Source organism: Neobacillus sp. DHD-1R (assembly GCF_057747995.1).
The window spans coordinates 1,492,561-1,517,300 of sequence record NZ_CM173232.1 but is presented as its reverse complement, the minus strand read 5'-3'; the positions used below and the strand labels follow the sequence as shown (position 1 = coordinate 1,517,300).

The following is a 24,740-nucleotide window of genomic DNA, read 5'->3' as shown; positions in this document are numbered from 1 at the left end:
GTCAAAAAGTCATATTTTCATTAAATGGACAATAGACATAGTAATAAGTATTCATTAAAGGTGGCATTTTATATGGACAAAATTCCTTTTATTATGATGGTTCTGTTTTTTGTGATCGCTTTTTTTCTTAATTTGCTAGCATTATTAAAAATATTCCCCCTCTTGCTTAGTACCCCCATTTTATTTATTTCAATCTTAACCTTTATATTTTATCTAAATGATCGCAAACGATTTAGAGGATTTTAAAAAGGGATGACGCTGCCTTGGCATCATCCCTTTTTGTGTTATGGTAATAATAATTTTTCTAATTCATTTAGTTTTTCTTCAAATACTTTGCATGCATCCTTGATTGGGCCAGCACTTGTCATATCCACCCCTGCTTTTTTGAGCACTTCAATTGGATAATCTGAGCTTCCTGCACTAAGGAATTCCTCTATATACCGTTTTACCGCTGGTTCGCCTTCTTCTAAAATCTGTTTACTTAATGCCGTGGCCGCACTAAAACCTGTCGCGTATTGATACACATAATAATTGTAATAGAAATGCGGAATTCTTGCCCATTCTAAGCCAATTTCCTCATCAATCACAATATCCTCTTCTCCATAATATTTCTTGTTTAATGCATAATAAGCCTCAGTTAACGAGTCAGCAGTTAATGCTTCATTATTTTGAGCCTTTTGATGAATCAGGTGTTCAAATTCAGCAAACATCGTTTGACGGAATACGGTGCCTCTAAAACCTTCTAAATAGTGGTTAAGGAGGTAGATCCGTTTTTGTTCATCATCAATTGTTTTTAGTAAATAATGGTTAAGGAGTGCCTCATTACAGGTAGAAGCCACTTCTGCAACAAAAATCGAGTAATCTCCGTATGGATACGGCTGAGTTTTCCGAGTGTAATAACTATGAACGGAGTGTCCAAATTCATGGGCAAGCGTAAATAAATTATTTACATTATCTTGCCAATTCATCAGGATATACGGATGTGTTCCATAGGCTCCGGATGAGTATGCACCGCTTCGTTTTCCTTTATTCTCTTGGACATCCACCCAACGATTTTCGAAGCCTTCTTTTAATATGTTCGAATATTCCTCACCCAATGGAGCTAATCCCTTGATCACTAGCTCTTTGGCCTCATCATACTTAATTTCCATCTTTACATCTTTAACAAGCGGTGTATATAAGTCATACATATGAAGCTCATCCAACTCTAACACTTTTTTCCGAAGCTTAATATAGCGATGTAGTAAATGAAGGTTTTCAGTAACGGTGTTAACCAAATTATCATAGACACTTTCCGGAATGTTGTTGCCTGAAAGCGCAGCATGTCTTGCTGAATCATATTTCCTAATTCTTGCATTGAAGTTATCCTTCTTTACATTACCACTTAGCGTACTGGCGAATGTATTTTTAAATGCCCCATACGTTTTATAAACGGCTTTAAAGGCATCATGTCTAACTCGTTTGTCCCCGCTTTCTAAGAAACGGCTGTAACGGCCATGGGTAACTTCAACCTCTTCCCCATTCTCATCCTTAATTGTTGGGAACTCAAGGTCAGCATTGTTCAGCATGCCAAACGTATTACTTGATGCATTCATAACTTCACTTGCTTCTGCTAATAAGGCTTCCTGATCAGCACTTAGAACATGTGGTCTTTGTAGATTAATTTCTTCTATCGCATGTTCATATAGCTTCAATTCTGGTTTCTCATTCAGGAAGCTTGTCACCTTGCTTTCCTCAATCGATAGAATTTCTGGAACAATAAATGCTAATTGACTAGCCGCTTGGGAATAAAGATTCTTCATCCTGTCATCTAAACCTTGATAAAAGGAGTTCGTTGTATCTTGATCATATCGCATATGTGAATATGTATATAGCTTACCGATTCGTTCTAATAGTTTATCTTGAAACTGTAGAGCCTTATAGAGTGTCTCTGCACTTTCTCCTAATTTCCCTTCAAATTCTTTAATCCCAGGAATTTGACCTTTAATCTCTTGAAATTCCTTTTCCCATTCTTGGTCATTTGTAAATATGTCTTCTAATTTCCATGTTTCTTCGACCTTGATTTCGCTTCTTGCCGGCAGCGGCTTTACTGCAGTTTCTTTTGCCATGATCAGATCCTCCATTCAAATTTTGATATGCGAAAAGAATGCACTACTAATTATATTCTCCTTATTCTTTCCAAGTTCCTTTAAAATACATTAGAAATGGCATTACTACTTTATTATACCCACTAGATTGATTTCATTTCGCAATCCTTAAGAATTAAAACTCTCTATTCTTTACCACAATGACTTCTCAAATTCTATTGGAATGTCAGACTACCTTATGAACAGTTTATTCTGGTTTAATTGATAAAACCGTTGTTGAGCTTCCCCCCTTTCCCGATTTGAATGAGGGACGATTAGTTTCTTTTGTAAAACAAATATCTGCTCTCCTATTTGTCTCAAAATCCCTAATTGTACTAAATGTTGTAAATATTCGAATTCGGCTATGATGGGATTTACTTGTTCTAATTGGGGGACATTTCGAATGATGATATGATTTCTATATCTTCTATTAGTAAAGTGCTGGCTAACTTCTCTGTGAGTTATCAAATCATTGGGGTTCTTTTCGGCTAAAACATCAAGATACAAATAGGTTTGCCAAATAATCGGCGGTGTTTGAATGAGGATTGAATGCATCACTGGAAGCCCGACTTCAGGAGGTAATAGGAAAAGGTTAAGTCCGCTCTTATATATTTCTTGAAAAAATGCTTTTTGTCCAGGCTGGGGGTGTAGTGACCAATTTAAGATGAATCTTTCAACTTCCGTGCTCCAATTCATAAGACTGATATGATTCTTTTCCTCTGGTTCAAGCAGGTCATTTAGCTGAAGGCTGGATAAGGGATAATAGGCATAGTGGGCAAAAGCATTTTTGATTGAGATGGCAGTAATTGGTTTAACGAAAAGAACACGCTGTTTTTCGGGGCAGTAGGCAGGAATATAAAGAATCCCTGACGATGAACTTCGTAAAAAGGAATAATGGAAATTTGACAAAGCTATTATATCTTTTCTCTTTTTGTGAATATGTTGGCTAGAGATAATCCACAATGGAATATAGTCATTCTCCAGATACATTTTCGTCCTCTTCATAAAAACCTTCTCCCCTATTGGGGAACATTGAAACTCAAGGGCATATTTCTTCCCATTGTACGAAAACATAATATCAGGACGCTGTTGAATATCTTTATCAAAGTATTCTAGTTCCGACGGAATACTTTGGCTGGTCAGCCACTGAAACAGTTGCCGTTTCCCTTCCATATGTTCAACTGATTCATTTTCAAATAAATTGCGGCAGCTGCTTCCCTGTTTATGGGCAAAATGAAAGATTCTTCGGTCCCCCAGTTTTAGGAATACCCCTTCTCCACAAATCGAACATACAAATTCTTCTTTGTTACGTAAGGACATTAGCGTTTCTTTCTTGTAATCATATCCTAAACATATTTTTTTACCACTTTTTGTTCGTGCCGTTAACAAATTTCTCTCCTCCTTTCTGTACACATAATTCGCTATCATTCGTTCAATTCCTTTTAGAAAAAAGAAAAACACGTCATTTTTCGACGCGTTTTCCTCTGACTATTTTTACAAAAGCGGCGACAATAATCTTGCCGTTGATTCGAGTATTCTAAATCCAATATGTCTTTTTTGAAAGACAGCTAAATCAAGCTGTTTTGCATAGGTTAAGTCATTTGTATATTCATCAACAAGCTTTTGCGTACTGTTCGTTCGGAACAAAAATGCATTTACCTCAAAATTCAAATGAAAACTTCTCATATCCATGTTAGAAGTCCCAATCGAGGCAAGTTCATCATCAACAATGATGATCTTACTGTGCATGAACCCTCGGTGATATTCATACACCTTCACACCAGCCTCCAATAGTTCAGGGAAATAAGACCTGGATGCATGAAAGACAATACGTTTATCAGGGCGGTTGGGAACGAGCAGTCTCACATCTATGCCACTAAGAGCAGCGATTTTAATGGCAGAAAAAATATCTTCATCAGGAATAAAATACGGTGAAGCAATCCAAACTGACTTTTCCGCTGATGCAATCATGGAGAAAAAAATATTTTTAATGACACTCCATTCATTATCAGGACCGCCTGCAATCAATTGAACACCGCCATGACTTTTATTATCAAGTTGGGGTGATAAATATTCGGCTGTTAAAAAACTATGATTGGTCATATAATACCAATCTTGCAAAAATATAAGCTGCAGTGTTCGGACAGCTTCACCTTTTAACATTAAATGCGTATCACGCCAAAAACCGATAGCTTTATTCCTGCCCAAATATTCGTCGCCTATATTTAATCCACCTACAAACCCTATTGTTCCATCAATCACGATAATCTTCCGATGATTCCGAAAGTTAAACTTATTATTTAAAAAGGGAAGTTTTACGGGACCGAACGGAACCGTCTCAATCCCAGCATTCTTTAAATCATGAATATATTTCTTAGCTAGTTTCCATGAACCAACGGCATCAAACAAAAAACGAATTTTGACACCCTGATTGGCTTTTTCAATTAGGATTTCTTTGATTTCTTCACCAATTTGATCATGACGTACAATATAATATTCAAGGTGAATATGGTGTCTAGCTCTATTTAATTGCTCTAGAATATGTTTGAATGTCTCCTCACCGTTAGTTAACACTTGTGTTGAAGTATCAAAAGAAATAGGGCTATTTCCTAGTTTTTGGGCTAATTTGAATAGTTTCCCTTGATGTTGCCCCATTAAGGAGAGTTTTTCTACGTTTCTTGGATCATCTTCTCCTTCTACTGTAAGAAAGGCCTGTTTATCTAGGAAATACTTTTTCCTGAACATCTTTTCTTTCCGATAATTTCGTCCAAAAAGAAGATAAAAAATAAAACCAAGCAGCGGAAAACCTCCTAACACAACTAACCAAGTGATCGTTTGGGTCGGATGACGATTTTCGAAAAAGATGACAAGACCGATAAAAATAACTGATAGCGTCATTAAAACACTCAGAAAGCCAAAAATACCACTTTCTAATTGATTCCTAAAGAAAAACAATAGTCCGGATAATAAAGCTAAAAATAGTACAACCCTTACTGTGTTTTTCAGATGACTCACCTGCCAGATTTCTCATTTTAAAAAAAACACCGATTTCAAATGTGAAATCGGTGTATATATTAGCCGAAATATTTTCGTAACTCACCAAAGACATTTTTATGAATAATTTCCTTACCGTATTCTTGAATACGATGAATCGTTAACTGCGTTTCATAGCCGTATTCGAGTAAAACACTAAGAATATCATCAATTTCATCTTCTCCAAATAAATCTTCCGGAAATTCTGTATATAAATAATATTTACCTTCAAAATGATAAAGCATTGTCACTAAATCATCTAATCCTGCTCGATTCGATAAGCTAATGACATCTTCAAAGTCTTTAAACGCAAGCAGGAATTCCAATGTCTCTTCCTCTAATAAGATTTCATCATCATCTGAAAGAGTAGGATTAAAATGGTGATCCAAGAGATCTTCGATTTTATCATCAACAGGAATATCCTTTATCTTATCACCAGGAATAGGAAGTTCAAATTTTTGTCCATCTCTTGAAAGTTGTGCCCTGGTTACTAGAACCTCTAATCCTTTATCAAGTGCTTGGACTTGAATCCAAAGTGGACCCTCAATGACAAAATCTTCCTCGCCATGTACCTCATCCATCATTTCCCAAAAGAGCTCCTCACTGCGTTCTCGATTGTACCAAATTTCCTCGCGATCAAAGCCTCTTTCTTCAATATCACCATAGGAAATATAAAATTTCACTGTGTTCTCATTTATGCGTTCAATCTCCATCATACTCTCTCCCTTCCGTTTTCCATATTGAAGGGACTAAATACCCCCAAGCAGATAATGTCATTAAACAATTACTTAAAAAAAGTAAATATTCATGTACTTTCATTTTATGACAAAAGTACTAATAAGGGAAATAAAAAAAGTGAAAAACGAAAAAACCATTATAATGCCTAATAGGATGGTTATAACTAAGATATTCTTTTCATTGTAGCAAAATGAACAAGAAACCACAAATTATCCGCATAGATTAAGAAAAGCGCAAGGGCACTGGAGCTGGACAATTCTCGAAGCCAAAACTTATAAATTCTGATATTAAAAAAAGACCTCCAAATAAGAAGGTCTCCCTATTTAATTAACCATTCGCTGTGCTTCGCGTAATTGAAAGGTTCTTACTCTTCTTGGTAAGAAACGTCTAATTTCATCTTCATTATACCCAACCTGCAAACGTTTCTCATCAATAATGATTGGACGTCGCAGCAATCCAGGATTTTCTTTAATCAATTTAAAGAGGTCCTGCAAAGGCATTGCATCTAAGTTAACATCTAACTTTTGGAACGTTTTTGATCGAGTGGAGATAATCTCATCTGTACCATCTTCCGTCATTCGCAGAATTTCTTTAATTTCCTCCATTGATAATGGTTCGGAGAAAATATTTCTTTCTTTGTATGGAATTTCATGCTCTTCTAACCATGATTTAGCTTTTCTACATGATGTACAACTTGGTGAAGTGTATAGTGTTACCATCCGTCTTCACTCCTCTTTTATTTACAAATTCTATATAGTTAAATAAGCATTTTTAATGTGGAAAGGAACCTAATTAAAATAATTATAAATAAGTAATTTATATCATAAATTATACACCACTGTTTTTAAAAAAGGTATCCTTTTTTAAAAAATTATTAAATGCTCAAAAACAACAAAATTTTTAATTATAGTCCTATTATATTAGACGTATGAATCGGCTAAAAGTTTCAAAATACTTCACTTTTGACACAACATTCTTAGTAACATTTCTTTTCCTCACAAGATTGTTCGTATTAATGAAAAATTCTTTGCGGGTACAATAAAGTAAACTTAAAAGAATTGTAATGTTTCAAATTTATTAGTCTATGTATTTAATCATATACCCCCTTTATTCTTATCAAAACCTTAAAATAGAAAAAAGTAGCAATTATTTTAAAAAACTTTCTGACTGTTTATTGATTTTCCTCTTTCAATAAGGAGAAAGTTCTTTTAAAATATGTGTAGGGGATATTTCATTTAGTTTTAATAAAATATTCTGATTAGCGTAAATGGAGGGATCTAGAACATGGGTGGATACATAACAGATTTAACTATTGTTGCATTGCTAATCATTGCCATTACAGCCTTAATGGGTGTAATATCCAACAGTATTGGTGAAAAATTATTCGGTGGTAAACGCCGGTCTGAATTTGTAGATGAAAGTGCAAAATACCAAACAGGCTGGAAAGCTGTCGGCGGTAAAAGAAAATAAACTTGAAAAAGCGATACGTCCTTCACTTTATAATAAAAAAACGATCTCAAAAATTTGAGATCGTTTTTTTTTACTGTTTAGATTGTATTTGGTATTTTTTAAATTCTTTTTCAGAACAAAGAACAAAATGTCCTGGAGTCACTTCTCTAAATTCAATTGCTTCATTCACAGTGTAATTATGACTTGCCGGGTCATACGATTTACGTCTTCTCGTCCGTTCACTGATTGGATCTGGAGCTGGAATAGCCGATAAAAGTGATTGAGTGTATGGATGAAGTGGATTTCGATAAAGTTCATCCGCTGGTGCAAGCTCGACCATTTTACCAAAATACATAACACCGATACGATCGCTAATATATTTTACCATCGAAAGGTCATGGGCAATGAAAAGATAGGTTAATCCTTTTTCCTTTTGCAGTTTCTTCAGTAAGTTAACGACCTGTGCTTGGATCGAAACGTCTAATGCTGAAATCGGTTCATCGGCAATAATGAATTCTGGTTGTACAGCAAGTGCACGAGCAATACCGATCCGTTGGCGTTGACCACCACTAAATTCATGCGGATAGCGATTAGCATGTTCTCTATTTAATCCAACTGTTTCTAAAAGTTGATATACTTGTTCCATCCGTTCTTGCTTTGTTTTTGCCAATCCATGAATATCAATTCCCTCGGCAATAACATCAGCAATTTTTAATCTTGGATTAAGCGATGCATAGGGATCTTGGAAAATCATTTGCATTTTTCGATTAAATTCTTTTAATTGCTTTTTCGTTTTCTTTCCATGAACGTCCACTCCGTCATATAAAACCTCTCCACCGGTTGCATCATATAAACGGATGATGGTTCTTCCGGTAGTGGATTTACCACAGCCTGACTCCCCAACTAGTCCCATAACTTCACCTTTATAGATATCGAAGGAGACATTATCAACTGCTTTTACTTCATTCGGTTTGCCAGGATTAAAATATTGCTTTAGATTTTTTATTTCAAGTAATTTCTGTCTTTCAGCCATCTATTTTCCCTCCTTTGTCCCAGGGAATTTATCTTTGTCCAACCTTGCAGAACCACTGGCTGCTCCCACTGTGCCTGTTGCATATTGATTTTGACGTCTTTTTACTGCTTCAGGAGGCTCAACCTTCGGTGCATCAGGATGTAACAACCATGTAGCAGCATAATGTGTATCAGATACCTTAAAGAAAGGAGGTTCCTGCTCTAAGTCAATCTTCATAACATAAGGGTTACGTGGTGCAAATGCATCACCTTTTGGCGGATCCAATAAATCAGGTGGTGTTCCCGGGATTGAGAACAACTCCTCATCTTCCGTATCCATATCCGGCATTGAACTGATTAGGCCCCATGTATATGGATGCTGTGGATTATAGAAGATTTCATCCGCTGTTCCAATTTCAACAATTTTCCCGCCATACATGACAGCAACACGGTCAGCCACATTTGCTACTACACCTAGGTCATGTGTAATAAAAATAATGGAAGTATCAATTTTCTTCTGTAAATCCTTCATTAATTCAAGAATTTGCGCTTGTATGGTAACGTCAAGAGCCGTTGTTGGCTCATCTGCAATGAGGACTTTAGGATTACACGCCAAAGCAATAGCAATAACAACCCTTTGTCTCATCCCACCTGAGAATTGATGTGGGTATTGATCAACGCGAATTTCAGGTTTAGGAATACCAACAAGCTTTAATAAATCGACTGCCCTTTCTCTGGCAGCGTGTTTGCTCATATTTTGGTGCTTAATCAGCGGCTCCATAATTTGATTGCCAATTTTCATAGTCGGATTTAAGGAGGTCATCGGATCCTGGAATATCATAGAAATATCTTTACCACGAATCTTCTGCATCTCTTTATCTTTTAACTTCGTTAAATCTTTTCCTTCGAAAAGTATTTGACCACTTTTAATTTCTGAATTGTGCTCAGGAAGTAAACGCATAATTGATTTTGTTGTAACAGACTTACCGGAACCGGATTCACCAACAATCGCTAGTGTTTCTCCATTATATAAATCAAAGCTTACACCGCGAATCGCTTGTACTTCTCCAGAAAATGTATGAAACGATATTTTCAAATCCTTCACTTCTAAAACTTTATCCATTGTCATTCACCTGCCCTCTAATCACGCATTTTTGGATCCAATGCATCTCGTAATCCGTCCGCTACCAGGTTAAAGCAAACCATAATGACGGCAATCATAATAGATGGAATAATCATTTGATATGGAAATGCAATCATCGATTTGAATCCAGTATTAACCAATGTTCCTAATGATGCATGAGGTTCTTGTAAGCCTAAACCAATAAAGCTTAAAAACGCTTCGAAGAAAATAGCACTTGGGATAGAAAACATCGTATTAATAATAATGACACCGAACATGTTCGGAATCATATGTTTAAAAATAATCGAAGAATCTGATGCCCCTAATGTTTTAGCAGCCAAAACAAATTCTTGCCCTTTGAATTTTAATATTTGTGCACGAACAACCCTTGCCATACTAGTCCAACCAGTAATGGTCAAGGCAATAATAATTGGAATGATCCCTGGCTTTAACACGAGAATCATCAAAACTACCACAATTAAGTTAGGAATACCAACAATAACTTCGATAATCCGCTGCATGACACTGTCCGTTCGGCCGCCTAAATAGCCGGAAATCGCTCCATAGGCAACACCAATCGCCATATCCACTATTGCTGCCATGAAGGCAATAAATAATGATACTTGTGTACCTTTCCAAACACGTGCGAATTGATCTCGGCCTAAATTATCCGTTCCAAACCAATAATAGGCATCAACTTTACGTACTTCATATGCATTATATTCTTGGCCATCTCTTCTTTGCAGTGTCCCATCAAATGGCAGCCAATGCACATTCTCCAAACCTTGAATACGTGGAGGCAGATTATTATGTTTAGTGTCTTGCGTATCGTAAGCATAAGGGGTCATTAAAGGACCGACAAAAGCCATTATAAGCATGATTGCAAGAATCACTAAGCTAACCACTGCACCTTTGTTCTTCCGAACCCGCAGCCATGAATCCTGCCAAAAGTTTAAGCTCGGTTTAGAAATTTTTTCACTCTTTGATGGGTCAATATGAATAGGTGCAAACATATCCTGTGAGATTGCTGTGTCTTTCTTGCTCATTTAGATCCTCCCCCCGATACACGAATACGTGGGTCGATGATTCCATAAAGAATATCAACAATTAAAATAACCACTACAAATAATACGGCAAATAAAATATTTGTTCCCATGATAACGGGGTAGTCGTTCATATTAATGGATTTTACGAATTGTTCACCTAATCCAGGGATTCCGAAAATTTGCTCTATAACTAGCGAACCAGTCATTAAACTAACTGCTAATGGTCCCATAACCGTTACAACAGGAATTAAAGCATTCCTCATCGCATGTTTAAGACTAATTTGCCAACGGCTTGCACCCTTTGCTCTTGCCAATGTTATATAATCAGAACCTAAAACCTCTATCATTTCAGTTCGCATAAACCGAGCTGCAATTGATATAGGAAACATGGCTAAAGCAATGGTAGGCAGTATCGTATACTCAGGTCCTTTCCATAGCATAACTGGAAGCCAGCCCAATTTTACAGAAATATAATACTGAAGCAATCCAGCAAAAATAAAAGAAGGTACTGATTTACCCACTACAGCTACAAAGGTTGAACCATAGTCTAACCAAGTATTTTGCTTTAGTGCAGCAATAACGCCCAAGAATATACCTAAAATTGCACCGACAATCATAGCTTGCAATCCTAATTGTGCAGATGGCCCAATCCGGTTTGCAATAAGTTCTGTTACTGGGGTATTGTCAAATTGAAAGGAGATTCCAAGGTCACCTTTTACCAGATTCATCATATAATGAAAATATTGAACAGGCACGGGTTCGTCTAAGCCGTATTTATCCAGTAAAATCTGACGTTGAACTTCAGTGAGCTTTTCGAAATTGTTAAAAGGGCTACCTGGAATTAGCTTCATGAGGAAAAAAGTAAGTGTTGTTACAATAAAAAGGGTAACGATCATATAGCCAACACGTTTTAATATATATTTTGCCATGCCTACACCTCCTAATTGGTTAAATTTTCGACATTTTACGACAATTCCGATACAGGTAAAAAGAGAGTATATGTGAATATATACTCTCTTTCTATTTGATTAGTTATAGTTACTATTTTGTGATTTTAATCCACTGGTAACTATAGTCAGGACCAAATGCATGGTGTGCAAAACCTTTAACTTTTGGATTGATCAAGATATTTACAGAACGTTGGTAAAGTGGTGCGATAGCAGCATCATCTTCCAACAATATTTTTTCTGCATCTTGAAGAGCTTTCCAACGGTCTTGTGGTTTAGCAACAAGATCTTCGTTAGCTGCCTTGATTAACTTATCAAATTCCGGATTACCATAGCTCATATGGTTTTGTCCGCCGCCAGTTACCCATAGATCCATGTAAGTCATTGGGTCTGCATAGTCAGGTCCCCAACCACCCATTAACAAATCATAATCTTCCGCATCTTCACGAGCAATACGAATTTTGAAAGGAACTGCTTCGATTGTAATCTTTAAGCCAGGTAGGTTTTTCTCTAACTGATCTTTAATGAAAGCATCTGTAACTTTTGAAGTTTCTGTATCTTGACCGACGTAAGTAAATGATACTTCCTTAAGTCCTGTTTCGGCAAGTCCTTTTTCCCAAAGTTTTTTAGCTTCTTCTTTGTTAGAGCTTAAGTATGTTCCAGCAGTATCACGGAAATCTTTTCCATCTAAGTAAGAGAAACCTTTTGGTACTAAGTAATCAGCAGCGACTGAGCCGTTTGCTAATACGTCTTCTACTAAAGCTTTTTTGTCAACAGATAGAGCAATTGCTTTACGGATGTTAACATTTTTCAATGCTGGATTCTTTTCGTTCATTTTTAACCACCAGATTGATGGCTCTTGGTAACGTAATAGATCATCTGCACCTTCAAATTGAGAAAGGATCGCAGCTTGAGCAAGCTTTGGTGTAATATCAGCTTCACCTGCAGTGTACGCATTTGCAGAAGCTTGTGGATCTTTAGAAACGTTGAAATTAATCTTTGCTAGAGTTGTGGATTTTGCATCCCAATAATCAGCATTTTTTTCTAATACCCATTCAGTAGCTGTTGGGCCATCCCATTTAGTCATTTTAAATGGACCATTGTATAAAACGTGTGAAGCATCTTTTGCATAGTCTGCACCTTGTGCTTCAACATACTTTTGGTTTTGTGGATAGAACAATGGGAATGTTAAGTAAGATTCGATATATGGAAGAGCTCTTACTAGCGTGATTTCCAATGTTTTCTCGTCTTTAGCTTTAATTCCTAAGTCTTCCAGTTTTGCTTTTCCAGCAACAATCTCAGATGCGTTTAAGATTTTGCCTTCCATGAAGTACGGACCATATGGAGCAGCAACTTTTGGATCGATAACACGTTGCCATGCATATACAAAGTCATTTGCAGTAACTGGGTCACCGTTTGACCATTTTGCGTCTTTTAATTTAATTGTTAAAACAGTTTTGTCATCATTATAAGTTGGCATCCCATCTGCGACACCAGGGATTACTTTTTGGTCTTGATCCAAACGATAAAGGCCTTCGTTTACAGCATTTAAAGTTGTGAAGCTCATTACATCTTGTGCCATAACGCTGTCCATTGTTGGAATTTCAGCAGACTCAAGAACATTAAGTTCTTGCTTATCAGCAAGTGCTTTTTCAGTACCAGCCTTATTTTTGTCATCAGTTTTGCCTGTGTCTGTTTTACCACCGCCGGAACATGCTGCAAGGAACATGCTAAGAACTAGTGATAGAACTAAAAGTAGTGAAAGTTTTGATTTCTTCACTTGTAGACCTCCCTTTTCTATTATTCTGAAAAATTACTACATTCTCTATTATACATATTTTAAACAAATTGTACATGACTTTTTTCTATTTAATTTACAAGTTTGAAACAATTTTTACCTATTTGTTACAAAAAGCTGTGTTATAATTTTTATTTATAAAGTATTTTTCGCAATTTTTTTGTTAAGTATACCTTTATAAATCAAGGTTTGGAGGCTATTTTGTGAATTTTCAACTTAAGAGAAATCTTCTCGTTTTTATTTTGTCTCAGCTAGCAATTTTCATTTTTTTATTTTTTTTCAAACACAAAATTACCCTTAATAGTTATATTGATATATCTTTTTACGTGACAGCTGCCTGTTTATTATCTGCACTACTTCTTTATACCATTCAGAGCGGGTTTTATGATGTCATGTCTAAATCCTTTAATCTCGCCTTTTCTAGAGGAAAAGACAAGCGGAGATTCGAGGAAATCCCCGGATTATCCGAATTAATTACACTCCAAGGAAAACCGTTTCTCATCCATGGCCTTTTAAATGGATTATGTATGATTATTGCCCTTCTCGTCTATTATATGTAGGACACTTGAAATTAAATATAACAATCCATTATAATGTGAGTAATCAAAAAGTTGAGCAATGATAAAGAATAGTACGTATTTATTTTTCGATTCAGAGAGTTTGTGGGTGGTGCAAACAAACACGAAGAGATACGGAATGGACTTTGGAGCTTCTACCTGAACTGAATCCCTAATGATTATTAGTAGGAGTAGACGTTTTCCTTGCGTTAAAAGGGCTTGGATGAGGATTTCTAATAACAAAAGGTTCAATCCTTTTAAGACATTCTCATCTACACTGAGTGACTCGTTTTGAGTAATTTAGGGTGGTACCGCGAACCATTCGTCCCTATTGATTTTTGGGGATGAGTGGTTTTTTTTATATATTTTTAGGAGGATATGAACATGAAAACAATTTTTTCAGGAATTCAACCAAGTGGAACCATTACTCTTGGGAACTATATTGGGGCCATGAAACAATTCGTGGAATTACAAAACGAATACAACTGCTTCTTTTGCATTGTAGACCAGCATGCCATCACAGTACCCCAAGAGCCGCTTACACTTCGGAAAAACATTCGCAGCTTAGCGGCGTTATATCTTGCTGTAGGAATTGACCCAGAAAAGGCAACATTGTTTATTCAATCAGAAGTACCTGCCCATGCACAGGCAGGCTGGTTGATGCAATGTATTTCGTATATTGGGGAATTAGAAAGAATGACTCAGTTTAAAGATAAATCTACAGGAAAAGAGGCAGTTTCTGCAAGCTTGTTAACCTATCCGCCATTAATGGCAGCGGATATTTTATTGTATAATACCGACCTTGTTCCTGTTGGTGAAGATCAAAAGCAACATATGGAATTAACACGAGATTTGGCAGAAAGATTTAACAAGAAATATAACGACATTCTTACCATTCCAGAAATAAGCCTGCCAAAGGTTGGTGCAAGAATTATGTCACTTCAAGAACCAACGAAAAAAATGAGTAAATCGGATCCAAATAAAAAGGCGTTTATCACTCCATTAGATGAGCCAAATCAAATTGTGAAAAAAATAAAAAGTGCAGTTACCGATTCAGAAGGCATTGTTAAATTCGATCCTGTTAATAAGCCTGGCGTATCTAATTTGCTCTCTATCTATTCTATCTTGGATGAAAAGACCATTTCTGAGCTTGAAGGAATGTATGCAGGGAAAGGATATGGAGATTTTAAAGGTGATTTAGCCGAAGTAGTTGTAAACTTTTTACAACCTATTCAGGAAAAGTACTACAATTTGCTGGAATCCACCGAACTCGACCGCATTTTGGATGAAGGTGCGGAAAAAGCTAACCAAGTGGCCAATAGAACATTAAAGAAAATGGAAAATGCCATGGGTCTTGGCAGAAAATAAGAAAAGCGGAAGCGCCCTGTTCAGCGGCGTATGGCCTGGAGCGCTCCAACTGAGATAAAGGAAACACGAAGAGCCGGAGGCGCATTCGTGCTTGACTTATCGTAGGGCGGAGAGCGAAGGACACTAGCCGCTAGGGCGCTGGAGCTGGACAATTCTCAAAGATTTTTATACTTATTTATCTTAAAAGAAAAGCGGAAGCGCCCGTAACTCTAAAAATAAAAGCCTGATCCCAAAAGGTATGAATAACATACCTTTGAACTGAACCAATAAAGTTAGACAAATATTTTAGGCTACATTGAGGACCTGAGCTCGGTATTCTACCGGACTTAGGTCTTTTAATTTTGCCTTTATTCGTTTGTGATTATAATAGTGAATATAGTCTTCTAATTCTTTTTCAAAATGCTCAATACTATCAAACTCCTGTAGATAAAGAAGTTCAGACTTTAATAAGCCAAAGAAATTTTCAATAACTGCATTGTCCAAACAATTCCCCTTGCGAGACATACTTTGCGTAATCTGGTGCTGTTCTAATGTTTTTTGATACTGCTTCATTTGATAATGCCATCCTTGATCTGAATGGAGAATTACTTGGTCCCCAGGTTGAAGACGCTCTATCGCTTGATTTAACATATCGCCAACTAATTTATAAACAGGTCGTTTCATCACAGTATAAGCGATTATTTCTCCGTTACATAAATCAAGTACTGGTGAGAGGTAACGTTTCTCACCGAATAGGTGGAATTCTGTAACATCGGTTACCCATTTTTGATTCAGTTTCTCGGCAGAAAAATCGCGGTTTAATAGGTTTGGAGCGATTTTTCCTACATTTCCTTTATAAGAACGATACTTTTTCATTCGTACCAGGCATTTTAGGCCGATTTCATTCATTAAACGATTGATCGTTTTCGGATCGTGATGAAATCCTTTTTTCTCAAGTTCTTTCGCTATACGACGGTAACCATAACGACCTTTGTGTTCATGGAAAATCACTTTGATAGCTTCTTTTACTTCGGCATATTTATCAGCTTGATTTAATCGTTTTTCCCAATAATAATACGTACTACGTGGAATGTCAGCGACTTCAACTAAATCCACGACTTCATACTGATACTTTAGTTCAAAAATTACTTTCGCTTTGATTTTGTTTGTAATTTTTCCTGCATTTGAACTAAAGCATTCAACTTTTTTAGGTAAGCATTTTCCATTTCTAATCGGGAGATTTTCTCTTGTAGTGCTTCGACTGACCCTTCTGCAGGTATTGTTCTTTTTGAATCGATTTTCTTTGCCTTCTTTTTCACTGGTGGACGCCCCTTTTTCTTCTGTTCTAGGGCACCAATTCCACCTTGTTCAAATTTACTTCTCCAATTTCGAATTAGTCTAGGAGATGAAATATTGAATATAGCCGCTGCATCGTAAGATGATGTACCCGTTTCGTTCATATAATTCAGTACATCCATTTTAAACTGTAGAGAGTAGCTTGTATATTTTTTTTGAAAAGCTTCTATACCTTGTTGTTCATAAAGTCGAATCCATCCACTCACAATACTAAGGGATACCTTTGCCTCCTGCGCAATCGCCTTGATAGATTCGATCCCATGTAAATACCGTAAAACAATTTGTATTCTTTCTTCAACTGTAAATTTGGCCATAAAAAAACCCCCGTAAACGTTAGAATGGTGTCTAACATTTACGGGGCAGTTCACCTTTTGGGTCAGGCTTTTAGTTTACTTTAGGGCCATGCTCCATTTCCCAAAGTTTTTCGAAAAACGGCTGCCCTTTAATTAAATTTTCACAGAATGTTTCATGGTGCTTGGACCAGCCATACTTTGTTTCTTTGAATAGTTGTTCCCACGCATCTTCAAAATTCATTTCTTGAATCATTGAATATTGCTCTGGGCACCATTCTGTATACCAGTAACGTACTTCTGCTTCATTATTAGACGCGAGCAATTGGTCAAGGGCCATAAATAACAATTGTTTTAACTGCCGTTCCTTTCTTGTTAATCCTCTCATCAGGTCTGGTTCTGGAGAAAGAATATGATAATCCTTGCTTTTAGGCTGGGCATAAAAATGATATTGTTGGGCTTCATGCTGACTTATCATTTCATAGACAAGCTGTTCCTGCCTAGGGATTAATCTGCTTTTTCGAATTGGAATATTATAGCCGATTGTATCAACTGCTAATATTCCCACTCCATCTGTAACAACAAAGCAATAGTCAAGCTGAATTCTTTCATGGTTTTTCCTTAAATAGGCTTTTTGATAAATATCATCTAGAAGCTGTTGTGGCAGCTCTAGCAGATCATTTTCAATATAGTTAAATAGAAGCGGCTCGACTTTAATAAGTGGTGCCTGATCTAAGAGCTCCACTCCATCATCCTTACGCCATTCATGAAAATGGCATACATTATACCCGTTTTCTTCACCCTCGAACCAATTTACCCAAACATCATGAAGATACAACATTGCACAACCCCTCACTTCAAGAAACTGTTTGTCAATCAGTATGGGCAGACCTTAGTTAAATTATTCCTTTATATATATTTTGCTCCAAATCCGTTTATGAACTAATTCTGGTTGTTAACTTGTCTCTATATTAATAATTATGGGTGAAATGAATTATTTATGTATCCCTTAAAAGTAATCCCTCGCAAAAAAACATCTACCAAATTCATATGGTAGATGTTTATCTTCTTGATTTAGGATGAAAGGCATCTTTTAAACCTTCACCGATAAAGTTAATAGATAAGATTGTGAGCGTAATAATTAAGGCTGGAGGTACCCAAATCCAAAGCTTAAATTGCAGTACGTCCGGTTCGTTTGCTGAATTCAACATATTTCCCCAGCTTGGTATTTCCTGAGGAACACCAAATCCTAAAAAGCTTAGACCAGTCTCAGCAACAAGCATAGTCGCAAAGGTTATCGTTGCTTGAACGATAATTGTTGATAAAATGTTGGGTAATATGTGTTTAACAATAATTTTAGCCGGTGAACTACCAATAGAAAAGGCAGCAGTTATATATTCATTCTCTTTTTCCACCAATATTTTACTGCGGACAATCCTAGCAATTCCACCCCAGCTTAGGATGCTAATGGTTCCTATTAATACCCATAGCCCATTTACCTTCCCAAATAGAATCGTGTTTAGGACGATGACAAACACCAAAAAAGGAAAGTTTAAAATAAAATCTGTAAATCTCATTAATATATTATCGACTACACCACCAAAATATCCAGAGATAGAACCGATTAATGTCCCAATGAAAATAACAAATAAGGTACAGCTTAATCCAACTAATAAAGAGATTCGTCCGCCATAAAGCAGCCTTGTGAACACGTCTCGGCCTGCTTTATCCGTCCCTAGCCAATGTTTACTCGATGGTTTTAAAGACATTTCACTGATATTAATTCTAGTAACATCGGCCGTCGTAATATAGGGAGCCAGGAAAGAAATGATGGCAACGACAATTAAAAAGATAAGGCTTATGAGAGCCATTTTATTCTTCAAGAATTTTTTTCGGGCTATTGCCCATGGCGATAAGCTTTTTTTAAGGAATACTATGCTAATTTTAGTCTCCTTTTGTGAAACAATTTCCATCTTCTCTCCCCCTAATCTAACCTAATTCTCGGATCGACAACACCATATAAAACATCAGCAACAAGGTTGCCAATCAGAGTTAAAAATGAGAATAACATGGTCAACGTCATTAAAACAGGATAATCCCGAGTTCCTACTGATTGCAAGAATAGTTGTCCAAGACCTGGATAAGTAAAAATCGTTTCCGTTATGATTGCGCCGCTGATAATGGCAACTAAATCAAAACCTAAAAACGTTATAAGCGGTATAATAGAGTTTCTTAAAATATGCACATTGTAAACCTTTTTTTCAGATGTCCCTTTTGCACGTGCGGTACGGACATAGTCTTTTCGGCTATTTTCAATAATATCATTTCGTAAGAATTGGGTATAGCTGGCAGTACTTAGTAATCCAAGGACAACTGCCGGCAAAAATACATGATGAAGACGACTTAGCCAATACTCAAGTGTTCCCTCTGTAACCCCAATATCAATGGATCCATTTGATGGAAACCAACCCAGCGTAAAAGAAAAAAGGAAAATGGCTAATACTCCAGCGATAAACGATGGAATGGATAATCCTAGATAATTTAATCCCCCAATAAGGTTGTCACCAAGTGTATATGGTTTTCTACCTGCATAAATCCCCATCAGGAAGGCCAGGATATAGGTTATTAAAATTGAAGTGAATCCTAGTAACAATGTGTTTGGAATACGTTCTGCAATAACATCTGCTGCCTCAATTTTAAACCGTGTTGATTTACCAAAGTCCCCTTGAACAAAGTTGCCTATCCAACGGGCATACTGTTGTGGTAATGGGTCGTTATAGCCGAATTTTTCCCGCATTTCCGCAATATATTGAGGATTTGTATTCCTTGGATCAATTTCCCCACTAAGTGAATCTCCTGGCATTAACTTTGCTAAAGTAAAAACTACGATTGAGATCAAAAATAGCATCGGAATCATGCCCAAAATTCTTCGAAATGCATAGTTAAGCATGTGCATTCTCCTTGTCTATAAACTATATCAGAGCGGTACCCAAATTATTCAAATGGGAGAGGAAACGAAAGACCTAAGCTCCCGCCTCAACCATTTAATCTTTTTGTCTGTTAAACAATCACCATTGTCTAATGCATGTTAATCTGCTCTAATTATTGTTTAATCCACCATTGATTTGGACGGTTCATACCGGAAACGTCGAATTTAACTTCTTGAACACGCTTGCTCACTGCCATTGTTTCTTCAAGCTCAGCAATCGGTAAAACAGGAAGTTCTTTCATGAATAGCTTTTGCCATTGAACATAGAGGTCTTTACGTTTTTCGTTATCTGTTCCGACAATGCTGATATCAAGGGCTTGGTCAAGCAATTTATCGCTATCAGTATTTACCCAGCGAGGATAGTTCCAAAGAGCCTTAGAGCCCCAAAGTGGTGTTGGGTCTGGATCGGCCCCGGTAGACCACCCACCGAAGAATACTTCCATAGATTTATCTGCTTTTTCTAACATATCGTAGTAAAGATTTACATCTGTCATCGTTAATTTAGACTTTAAGCCGACTTCTTCCCAATATTGTGTTAATGCTTTCGCACGAGTTTCAAATGTTGGGTTTTGTGTTGCATAGTGGCTGAAGTTAACAACAAATTTCTTTCCGTTTGGATCTTCACGGAATCCATCGCCATCAACATCCTTGTACCCTGCTTCATCTAATAATGACTTCGCTTTTGCTGGATCATATTTGTATTGCTCTAAATCTTTATTGTCTGCTGCAATCCAATGGTTCGTAGGAATTGGACGGTTAACTGGTTTACCCACGCCAAAGAAGAACGCTTTAACCCATTCCTCACGATTGATTGCAAAGTACATTGCTTCTCGAAGCTTTTTCTCTTGGTACTTTGGTTCGTTCATGATGTTTTTCTTGCCATCCCAACTCCCTAATCTGAACCCAACATAATAGTAAGTCACACCTGGATATGTGACAGCATTTACATTATCAAGTGCCTTCACTTGATCCATTATACTTGGATGGAACGATGTCATATCAATTGTGCCATTTTTAAGCTCACCGATAGAAAGTGATGGGTCAATAACTTTTACCACTACTTTTTCAATGTGCGGTTTACCACCAAAGTAATCGTCAAAGCGTTCCATCTCTACTGATTCACCAGGAACAATTTTAGTTACCTTGAATGGTCCTAAGCCCACTGGCTTTGCACGGACTTGTTCAGATGCCATCATATCTTTAACAGCCATACCCTTAAACTCTGTACGGTTCATTGGATATGTCCAAAGGTTATCCAGGTTGTTTACACGTGCTTTATCAAATGTAATTTGGATGTGGTAATCATCAATAATTTTGAGGCCAGAGATTTCTGTTGCTTTGCCATCATGGTAATCTTGTGCACCAACAATATTTCTGACGTTATCAAAACGTGGCCCTTCATAGTCTTTATCAGCTACTACTTTAAGGGCGAATTCCCAGTCTTTTACTGACAATTCATCGCCATTATGCCATTTCACACCTTTTTTGATTTCAAAATCAAAGACCTTATTATCGGTTGTTTTCCAAGAAGCTATATGTGCTTGTGCCTTTAAGTTTTCATCATAATCAATTAAGTTTTCATCAAAGAAATCAATTACATATTGATCCGTAGCAGTTCCATAAAATGAATAGTTAAATTTACCTTCTGGAGCTGAATCTAGCGCATAAATTAAGGTTCCGCCATCTTGTGGTTTTTCTGCAGTTCCACCACTCGTAGTACTTTTGTCATCCTTTTCTTTTGTACCTGCTTTTTCACTGCTGCTACACGCTGTTAAAAATGCTGATAATACAAGCATTAATCCAGCTAATATAAGCATACTTCGTTTTTTCATTTATTTCCCCCCTAATATTTTTTGACAGGATAATAGTCTAGCTCCAGTGCCCATCGACTTGTGTAATTCGCTAAACAGTCGCCTAATATAGATGGCAAGCTACCTGATGAGAGGGTTTCACCTCCTTCAATATGGGCTTACTTTTGGAACAATCCCCCATTGCCCTTGGACAACGTGGATGGAATGGACATCCAGATGGTGGATTGATAGGACTTGGTACATCACCTTTTAAAATAATTCTTTCCTTCTTTATCCTTGGGTCTGGAGAGGGAATTGCTGAAATCAGCGCCTGTGTATATGGGTGAAGAGGTTCTGCATAAAGTCTGTTCTTCTCCGCAATTTCCACCATATTTCCTAAGTACATAACACCAATTCGATCACTCATGTGTTTAACCACACTTAAATCGTGGGCAATAAAGAGCAAGGTCAAATCAAATTCTTTTTGTAAATCTTTTAATAGATTTAATACCTGTGATTGGACTGAAACATCAAGGGCGGAGACCGGTTCATCCGCGATAATTAATTTGGGTCTTAGCGCAAGGGAACGGGCAATTCCAATTCTTTGTCGTTGACCACCGGAAAACTCGTGAGGATATTTGTAATAGGCATCCGGGGGTAAACTTACTTTATCTAATAAGTCCATTACCTCCCGTTTTAATTCAGCCTTCCTCTTTTTTGTAAAATTATAAATTGGTTCCGCAATGATATCACCCACCATTTGCATAGGATTTAATGATGCATATGGATCCTGGAAGACCATTTGCATATCTTTGCGTATTTCACGCAGCGATTTTCCTGAAACGTTCGTAATATCTTTTCCATCGAAAAGGATGCTGCCCTCTGTCGGTTTTAATAATCTTAGAATCGTCCTGCCGGCAGTTGATTTTCCGCAGCCGGATTCCCCAACTAGTCCAAGAGTTTCCCCTCTTTTAATTTTAAAAGAAATATTATCAACCGCTTTTACATTGCTAACAGTGTGATTAAAAAATCCGCCTTTTACTGGATAGTAAGTTTTTAGATTATAAATTTCTAAGAGATTTTCAGTTGAAGAGGCAGTTTTTTGCTCGTTTTTATGTATGGGAACAGTCCTCATTACTTCACTCCTCCTCTTGGTTTACTTGTTTTAAAAAGAAAACATGCAACCTCATGACCTTGATTAACTTCTTCAAGTAAAGGGGTAGTAGCATAGCATTCAGGCAGGGCTTGCGGACATCGGTGGGCAAAACGGCAGCCAACTTTCGGCATATTTGTTAGGGAAGGAACTATTCCTTGGATGGAGCTTAGTCGTCCTGTCGTTACGTCCATTTTTGGAATTGCTCCCAAAAGCAGGGTCGTATACGGATGTTTGGGATTATGGAATAGGGAATCAACGTCTGTTCGTTCTACAATCTTTCCTGCATACATGACGATTACTTCATCACACATTTCTGCAACTACACCTAAATCATGTGTAATGAGAATGATAGACATATCATTTACAGCTTGTATATCTTTTAATAATTCTAGAATCTGTGCTTGAACAGTTACATCCAATGCTGTTGTTGGTTCGTCTGCGATTAGTAATTTAGGCTGGCAGGCGATGGCAATGGCTATCATCACCCTCTGTCTCATGCCACCTGACAATTGATGTGGGTATTCATCTACAATTTTTTCAGGACGGGAGATTCCCACACTTTTCAATAAAGCGATTGCTTTTTGACGTGCCTCCTTTTTTGAAATCTTTATATGGTTAAAAAGAACCTCTTGCAGTTGGTAACCTATTGTAAAAACAGGATTAAGTGAAGTCATGGGCTCTTGGAAGATCATTGACATATCCTTCCCGCGAACTTGATTAATTTGGGATTCAGACATTTTCTTAAGATTAGTGCCGCCAAAAATAATTTCACCTGATTTTACTTTTCCATTTTCTTTAGGAAGCAACTGCATAATTGAAAGGCCCATAACTGATTTTCCACAACCAGATTCACCAACAACTCCAACAATTTGACGTGGCTTTACTTGAAAGGAGACATTATCTACAGCAATATAATCGACTCCATCAATATCAAAGGCTGTCTTTAAATTTTTCACCTCAAGCAGCGGTGCTTCATTGAGTAATGATTTTATTGGACTCATTAGGACACCTTCTTACTTTTTTAATTATTCAGTAAATTCATTATATTTAAATAGAATTCTAGTACAGGATTGTTACATTTGCAATATTTTTTTACACAATTGGAAATTTAAGTTATATTAGAAAAAAGAAAAAGCCTATAATTCTAGACTTTTTCTCACTACTATTATTTTTTATTGTAAATATCGAGCAGCTGGTGTAGTAAAAGACAGTTTGGTAGAATAGTTGTTCTCTTGATAAAATTTTTCAATAATATTATACCCGGCAGCATATCCTAATAATTTTGGGATCCTCCCACCACCATATAAAAGTTCATCGTGTCCTCTTTCATTTTTCTTTTTATCCAGCTGATTTTTCAGATACTTATCCCAAAATGTGTCTAGTTCTTTTTTTGTATACATGTGGCACCAATTTGCAAGATAACCCTGGCCACAATTTTTTAATACCGCATATTCTGCTAATCCTTCTATGATTAGTGAATCAAGTAAGGTGTAGTTTTCTATTTTTTTGTCTAGCATGCGCATTCTGCAGACATGATGATATTCATGAACCACTAATGCTTCTAATTCTTTCGGATCATCATAATAAGAGAGAAAAAGAAACATCTTATCAGGATAGGATACTCCGGCTTTACTTTTTTCCTCTCTTACAAAAAAACCGCTATTCTGTGCTAATGGAAAGAGAAAAATAGGTATGTCGGGACCATTCCATTGCTTTTTATATTTAATGAAAATACGCTCTATTATATCCCATGCTTGCTGATCCAACATCTTTGTATGATTTGTCTTTGCGGAGCGTGATGGCCGATACATGCCAAAGTTCACCAGCTGGTGATAAATTTCATTTGCAGCTTGCCCTTTAAAATAAGGACGCAGTTTTTCACAAAGCTCTTTCGGTTTATCAAACATATCCTTTAACCATTGATCAGTCCGAATAACTCCCATTGGTGCACCCCTTTGCCTCAAATCCTCCTTCTAGTCAGTTT

The 24,740-nt window shown here is 36.8% G+C and carries 21 protein-coding genes, 2 pseudogenes and 1 other annotated feature; of the genes and pseudogenes, 4 read left to right on the top strand and 19 right to left on the bottom strand.

Annotation, left to right across the window (positions count from 1 at the left end):
- The first annotated feature begins 24 nt into the window (after window positions 1-24).
- Window positions 25-246, top strand: a complete 222-nt coding sequence (locus AC3ANL_RS07220) for a hypothetical protein (protein WP_488328550.1) — start codon at window positions 25-27, stop codon at window positions 244-246.
- Between the two features lie 38 nt (window positions 247-284).
- Here the strand turns inward: AC3ANL_RS07220 and pepF are convergent, their stop codons facing one another.
- The 5 genes from pepF to spxA all read right to left on the bottom strand — a co-directional run bounded on the left by pepF (window position 285) and on the right by spxA (window position 6,616).
- Window positions 285-2,108 carry an oligoendopeptidase F gene (pepF, locus tag AC3ANL_RS07215; protein WP_488328549.1) on the bottom strand — a complete coding sequence of 608 codons (1,824 nt, stop codon included), beginning with the start codon at window positions 2,106-2,108 and terminating at the stop codon, window positions 285-287.
- Between the two features lie 210 nt (window positions 2,109-2,318).
- The gene (locus AC3ANL_RS07210) at window positions 2,319-3,515 is read right to left on the bottom strand and encodes a competence protein CoiA (RefSeq protein ID WP_488328548.1); all 1,197 of its coding nucleotides are present in this window, start codon (window positions 3,513-3,515) and stop codon (window positions 2,319-2,321) included.
- 105 nt (window positions 3,516-3,620) lie between these two features.
- Window positions 3,621-5,132, bottom strand: a complete 1,512-nt coding sequence (gene cls, locus AC3ANL_RS07205; protein ID WP_488329681.1) for a cardiolipin synthase — start codon at window positions 5,130-5,132, stop codon at window positions 3,621-3,623.
- Between the two features lie 68 nt (window positions 5,133-5,200).
- Window positions 5,201-5,872, bottom strand: a complete 672-nt coding sequence (mecA, locus tag AC3ANL_RS07200; protein WP_488329680.1) for an adaptor protein MecA — start codon at window positions 5,870-5,872, stop codon at window positions 5,201-5,203.
- A 348-nt stretch (window positions 5,873-6,220) separates the two neighbouring features.
- On the bottom strand, window positions 6,221-6,616 hold the full coding sequence (spxA, locus tag AC3ANL_RS07195) for a transcriptional regulator SpxA (RefSeq protein ID WP_488328547.1): 396 nt from the start codon (window positions 6,614-6,616) through the stop codon (window positions 6,221-6,223).
- Between the two features lie 565 nt (window positions 6,617-7,181).
- Here spxA and AC3ANL_RS07190 point away from each other — a divergent pair.
- Window positions 7,182-7,367, top strand: a complete 186-nt coding sequence (locus AC3ANL_RS07190) for a hypothetical protein (RefSeq protein ID WP_488328546.1) — start codon at window positions 7,182-7,184, stop codon at window positions 7,365-7,367.
- 70 nt (window positions 7,368-7,437) lie between these two features.
- On the opposite strand, the gene AC3ANL_RS07185 is transcribed toward AC3ANL_RS07190, so the two are convergent.
- The 5 genes from AC3ANL_RS07185 to AC3ANL_RS07165 all read right to left on the bottom strand — a co-directional run bounded on the left by AC3ANL_RS07185 (window position 7,438) and on the right by AC3ANL_RS07165 (window position 13,253).
- Window positions 7,438-8,379 carry an ABC transporter ATP-binding protein gene (locus AC3ANL_RS07185; protein ID WP_488328545.1) on the bottom strand — a complete coding sequence of 314 codons (942 nt, stop codon included), beginning with the start codon at window positions 8,377-8,379 and terminating at the stop codon, window positions 7,438-7,440.
- A complete protein-coding gene (locus AC3ANL_RS07180) occupies window positions 8,380-9,480 on the bottom strand; it encodes an ABC transporter ATP-binding protein (RefSeq protein WP_488328544.1) in 1,101 nt (366 codons plus the stop codon).
- A 17-nt stretch (window positions 9,481-9,497) separates the two neighbouring features.
- Window positions 9,498-10,526, bottom strand: coding sequence for an oligopeptide ABC transporter permease (gene opp3C, locus AC3ANL_RS07175; RefSeq protein WP_488328543.1), 1,029 nt, complete (start codon window positions 10,524-10,526; stop codon window positions 9,498-9,500).
- The gene (opp3b, locus tag AC3ANL_RS07170) at window positions 10,523-11,455 is read right to left on the bottom strand and encodes an oligopeptide ABC transporter permease (protein ID WP_488328542.1); all 933 of its coding nucleotides are present in this window, start codon (window positions 11,453-11,455) and stop codon (window positions 10,523-10,525) included. The genes opp3C and opp3b overlap by 4 nt, the downstream gene beginning before the upstream one ends.
- A gap of 112 nt (window positions 11,456-11,567) precedes the next feature.
- The gene (locus tag AC3ANL_RS07165; RefSeq protein WP_488328541.1) at window positions 11,568-13,253 is read right to left on the bottom strand and encodes a peptide ABC transporter substrate-binding protein; all 1,686 of its coding nucleotides are present in this window, start codon (window positions 13,251-13,253) and stop codon (window positions 11,568-11,570) included.
- Window positions 13,254-13,474: 221 nt separating this feature from the next.
- Between AC3ANL_RS07165 and AC3ANL_RS07160 the strand changes: the two genes are divergently transcribed.
- Window positions 13,475-13,831 carry a DUF3899 domain-containing protein gene (locus AC3ANL_RS07160; RefSeq protein WP_488328540.1) on the top strand — a complete coding sequence of 119 codons (357 nt, stop codon included), beginning with the start codon at window positions 13,475-13,477 and terminating at the stop codon, window positions 13,829-13,831.
- Window positions 13,832-13,880: 49 nt separating this feature from the next.
- Window positions 13,881-14,161 (top strand) — a binding site (T-box leader).
- 51 nt (window positions 14,162-14,212) lie between these two features.
- Complete coding sequence (trpS, locus tag AC3ANL_RS07155; protein ID WP_488328539.1) at window positions 14,213-15,196, top strand: tryptophan--tRNA ligase; 984 nt, start codon at window positions 14,213-14,215, stop codon at window positions 15,194-15,196.
- Between the two features lie 285 nt (window positions 15,197-15,481).
- Here the strand turns inward: trpS and AC3ANL_RS07150 are convergent.
- The 9 genes and pseudogenes from AC3ANL_RS07150 to AC3ANL_RS07110 all read right to left on the bottom strand — a co-directional run.
- A pseudogene (locus tag AC3ANL_RS07150) lies at window positions 15,482-16,477 on the bottom strand (IS3 family transposase); the annotation flags it as partial.
- A pseudogene (locus AC3ANL_RS07145) lies at window positions 16,453-16,845 on the bottom strand (helix-turn-helix domain-containing protein); the annotation flags it as partial. The pseudogenes AC3ANL_RS07150 and AC3ANL_RS07145, both read right to left, overlap by 25 nt.
- A gap of 70 nt (window positions 16,846-16,915) precedes the next feature.
- On the bottom strand, window positions 16,916-17,662 hold the full coding sequence (locus AC3ANL_RS07140; protein ID WP_488328538.1) for a DUF3603 family protein: 747 nt from the start codon (window positions 17,660-17,662) through the stop codon (window positions 16,916-16,918).
- 220 nt (window positions 17,663-17,882) lie between these two features.
- A complete protein-coding gene (opp4C, locus tag AC3ANL_RS07135) occupies window positions 17,883-18,794 on the bottom strand; it encodes an oligopeptide ABC transporter permease (RefSeq protein ID WP_488328537.1) in 912 nt (303 codons plus the stop codon).
- Between the two features lie 11 nt (window positions 18,795-18,805).
- The gene (opp4B, locus tag AC3ANL_RS07130; protein WP_488328536.1) at window positions 18,806-19,771 is read right to left on the bottom strand and encodes an oligopeptide ABC transporter permease; all 966 of its coding nucleotides are present in this window, start codon (window positions 19,769-19,771) and stop codon (window positions 18,806-18,808) included.
- 152 nt (window positions 19,772-19,923) lie between these two features.
- Window positions 19,924-21,642, bottom strand: coding sequence for an oligopeptide ABC transporter substrate-binding protein (gene opp4A, locus AC3ANL_RS07125; protein ID WP_488328535.1), 1,719 nt, complete (start codon window positions 21,640-21,642; stop codon window positions 19,924-19,926).
- A gap of 82 nt (window positions 21,643-21,724) precedes the next feature.
- The gene (locus tag AC3ANL_RS07120) at window positions 21,725-22,735 is read right to left on the bottom strand and encodes an ABC transporter ATP-binding protein (RefSeq protein ID WP_488328534.1); all 1,011 of its coding nucleotides are present in this window, start codon (window positions 22,733-22,735) and stop codon (window positions 21,725-21,727) included.
- Window positions 22,735-23,757: an ABC transporter ATP-binding protein gene (locus tag AC3ANL_RS07115; protein WP_488328533.1), complete on the bottom strand. Its 1,023-nt coding sequence runs from the start codon at window positions 23,755-23,757 to the stop codon at window positions 22,735-22,737. The genes AC3ANL_RS07120 and AC3ANL_RS07115 overlap by 1 nt, the downstream gene beginning before the upstream one ends.
- A gap of 171 nt (window positions 23,758-23,928) precedes the next feature.
- A complete protein-coding gene (locus AC3ANL_RS07110) occupies window positions 23,929-24,663 on the bottom strand; it encodes a DUF2268 domain-containing putative Zn-dependent protease (RefSeq protein ID WP_488328532.1) in 735 nt (244 codons plus the stop codon).
- Window positions 24,664-24,740: the final 77 nt, after the last annotated feature.

What these genes read in the sequence shown, in the direction of transcription:
- AC3ANL_RS07220 (WP_488328550.1), top strand. Translation starts at nt 25, where the DNA reads ATGGACAATAGACATAGTAATAAGTATTCATTAAAGGTGGCATTTTAT.
- pepF (WP_488328549.1), bottom strand. Translation starts at nt 2,108, where the DNA reads ATGGCAAAAGAAACTGCAGTAAAGCCGCTGCCGGCAAGAAGCGAAATC.
- mecA (WP_488329680.1), bottom strand. Translation starts at nt 5,872, where the DNA reads ATGGAGATTGAACGCATAAATGAGAACACAGTGAAATTTTATATTTCC.
- spxA (WP_488328547.1), bottom strand. Translation starts at nt 6,616, where the DNA reads ATGGTAACACTATACACTTCACCAAGTTGTACATCATGTAGAAAAGCT.
- AC3ANL_RS07190 (WP_488328546.1), top strand. Translation starts at nt 7,182, where the DNA reads ATGGGTGGATACATAACAGATTTAACTATTGTTGCATTGCTAATCATT.
- AC3ANL_RS07185 (WP_488328545.1), bottom strand. Translation starts at nt 8,379, where the DNA reads ATGGCTGAAAGACAGAAATTACTTGAAATAAAAAATCTAAAGCAATAT.
- AC3ANL_RS07180 (WP_488328544.1), bottom strand. Translation starts at nt 9,480, where the DNA reads ATGGATAAAGTTTTAGAAGTGAAGGATTTGAAAATATCGTTTCATACA.
- opp3C (WP_488328543.1), bottom strand. Translation starts at nt 10,526, where the DNA reads ATGAGCAAGAAAGACACAGCAATCTCACAGGATATGTTTGCACCTATT.
- opp3b (WP_488328542.1), bottom strand. Translation starts at nt 11,455, where the DNA reads ATGGCAAAATATATATTAAAACGTGTTGGCTATATGATCGTTACCCTT.
- trpS (WP_488328539.1), top strand. Translation starts at nt 14,213, where the DNA reads ATGAAAACAATTTTTTCAGGAATTCAACCAAGTGGAACCATTACTCTT.
- AC3ANL_RS07140 (WP_488328538.1), bottom strand. Translation starts at nt 17,662, where the DNA reads ATGTTGTATCTTCATGATGTTTGGGTAAATTGGTTCGAGGGTGAAGAA.
- opp4C (WP_488328537.1), bottom strand. Translation starts at nt 18,794, where the DNA reads ATGGAAATTGTTTCACAAAAGGAGACTAAAATTAGCATAGTATTCCTT.
- opp4B (WP_488328536.1), bottom strand. Translation starts at nt 19,771, where the DNA reads ATGCTTAACTATGCATTTCGAAGAATTTTGGGCATGATTCCGATGCTA.
- opp4A (WP_488328535.1), bottom strand. Translation starts at nt 21,642, where the DNA reads ATGAAAAAACGAAGTATGCTTATATTAGCTGGATTAATGCTTGTATTA.
- AC3ANL_RS07120 (WP_488328534.1), bottom strand. Translation starts at nt 22,735, where the DNA reads ATGAGGACTGTTCCCATACATAAAAACGAGCAAAAAACTGCCTCTTCA.
- AC3ANL_RS07115 (WP_488328533.1), bottom strand. Translation starts at nt 23,757, where the DNA reads ATGAGTCCAATAAAATCATTACTCAATGAAGCACCGCTGCTTGAGGTG.
- AC3ANL_RS07110 (WP_488328532.1), bottom strand. Translation starts at nt 24,663, where the DNA reads ATGTTTGATAAACCGAAAGAGCTTTGTGAAAAACTGCGTCCTTATTTT.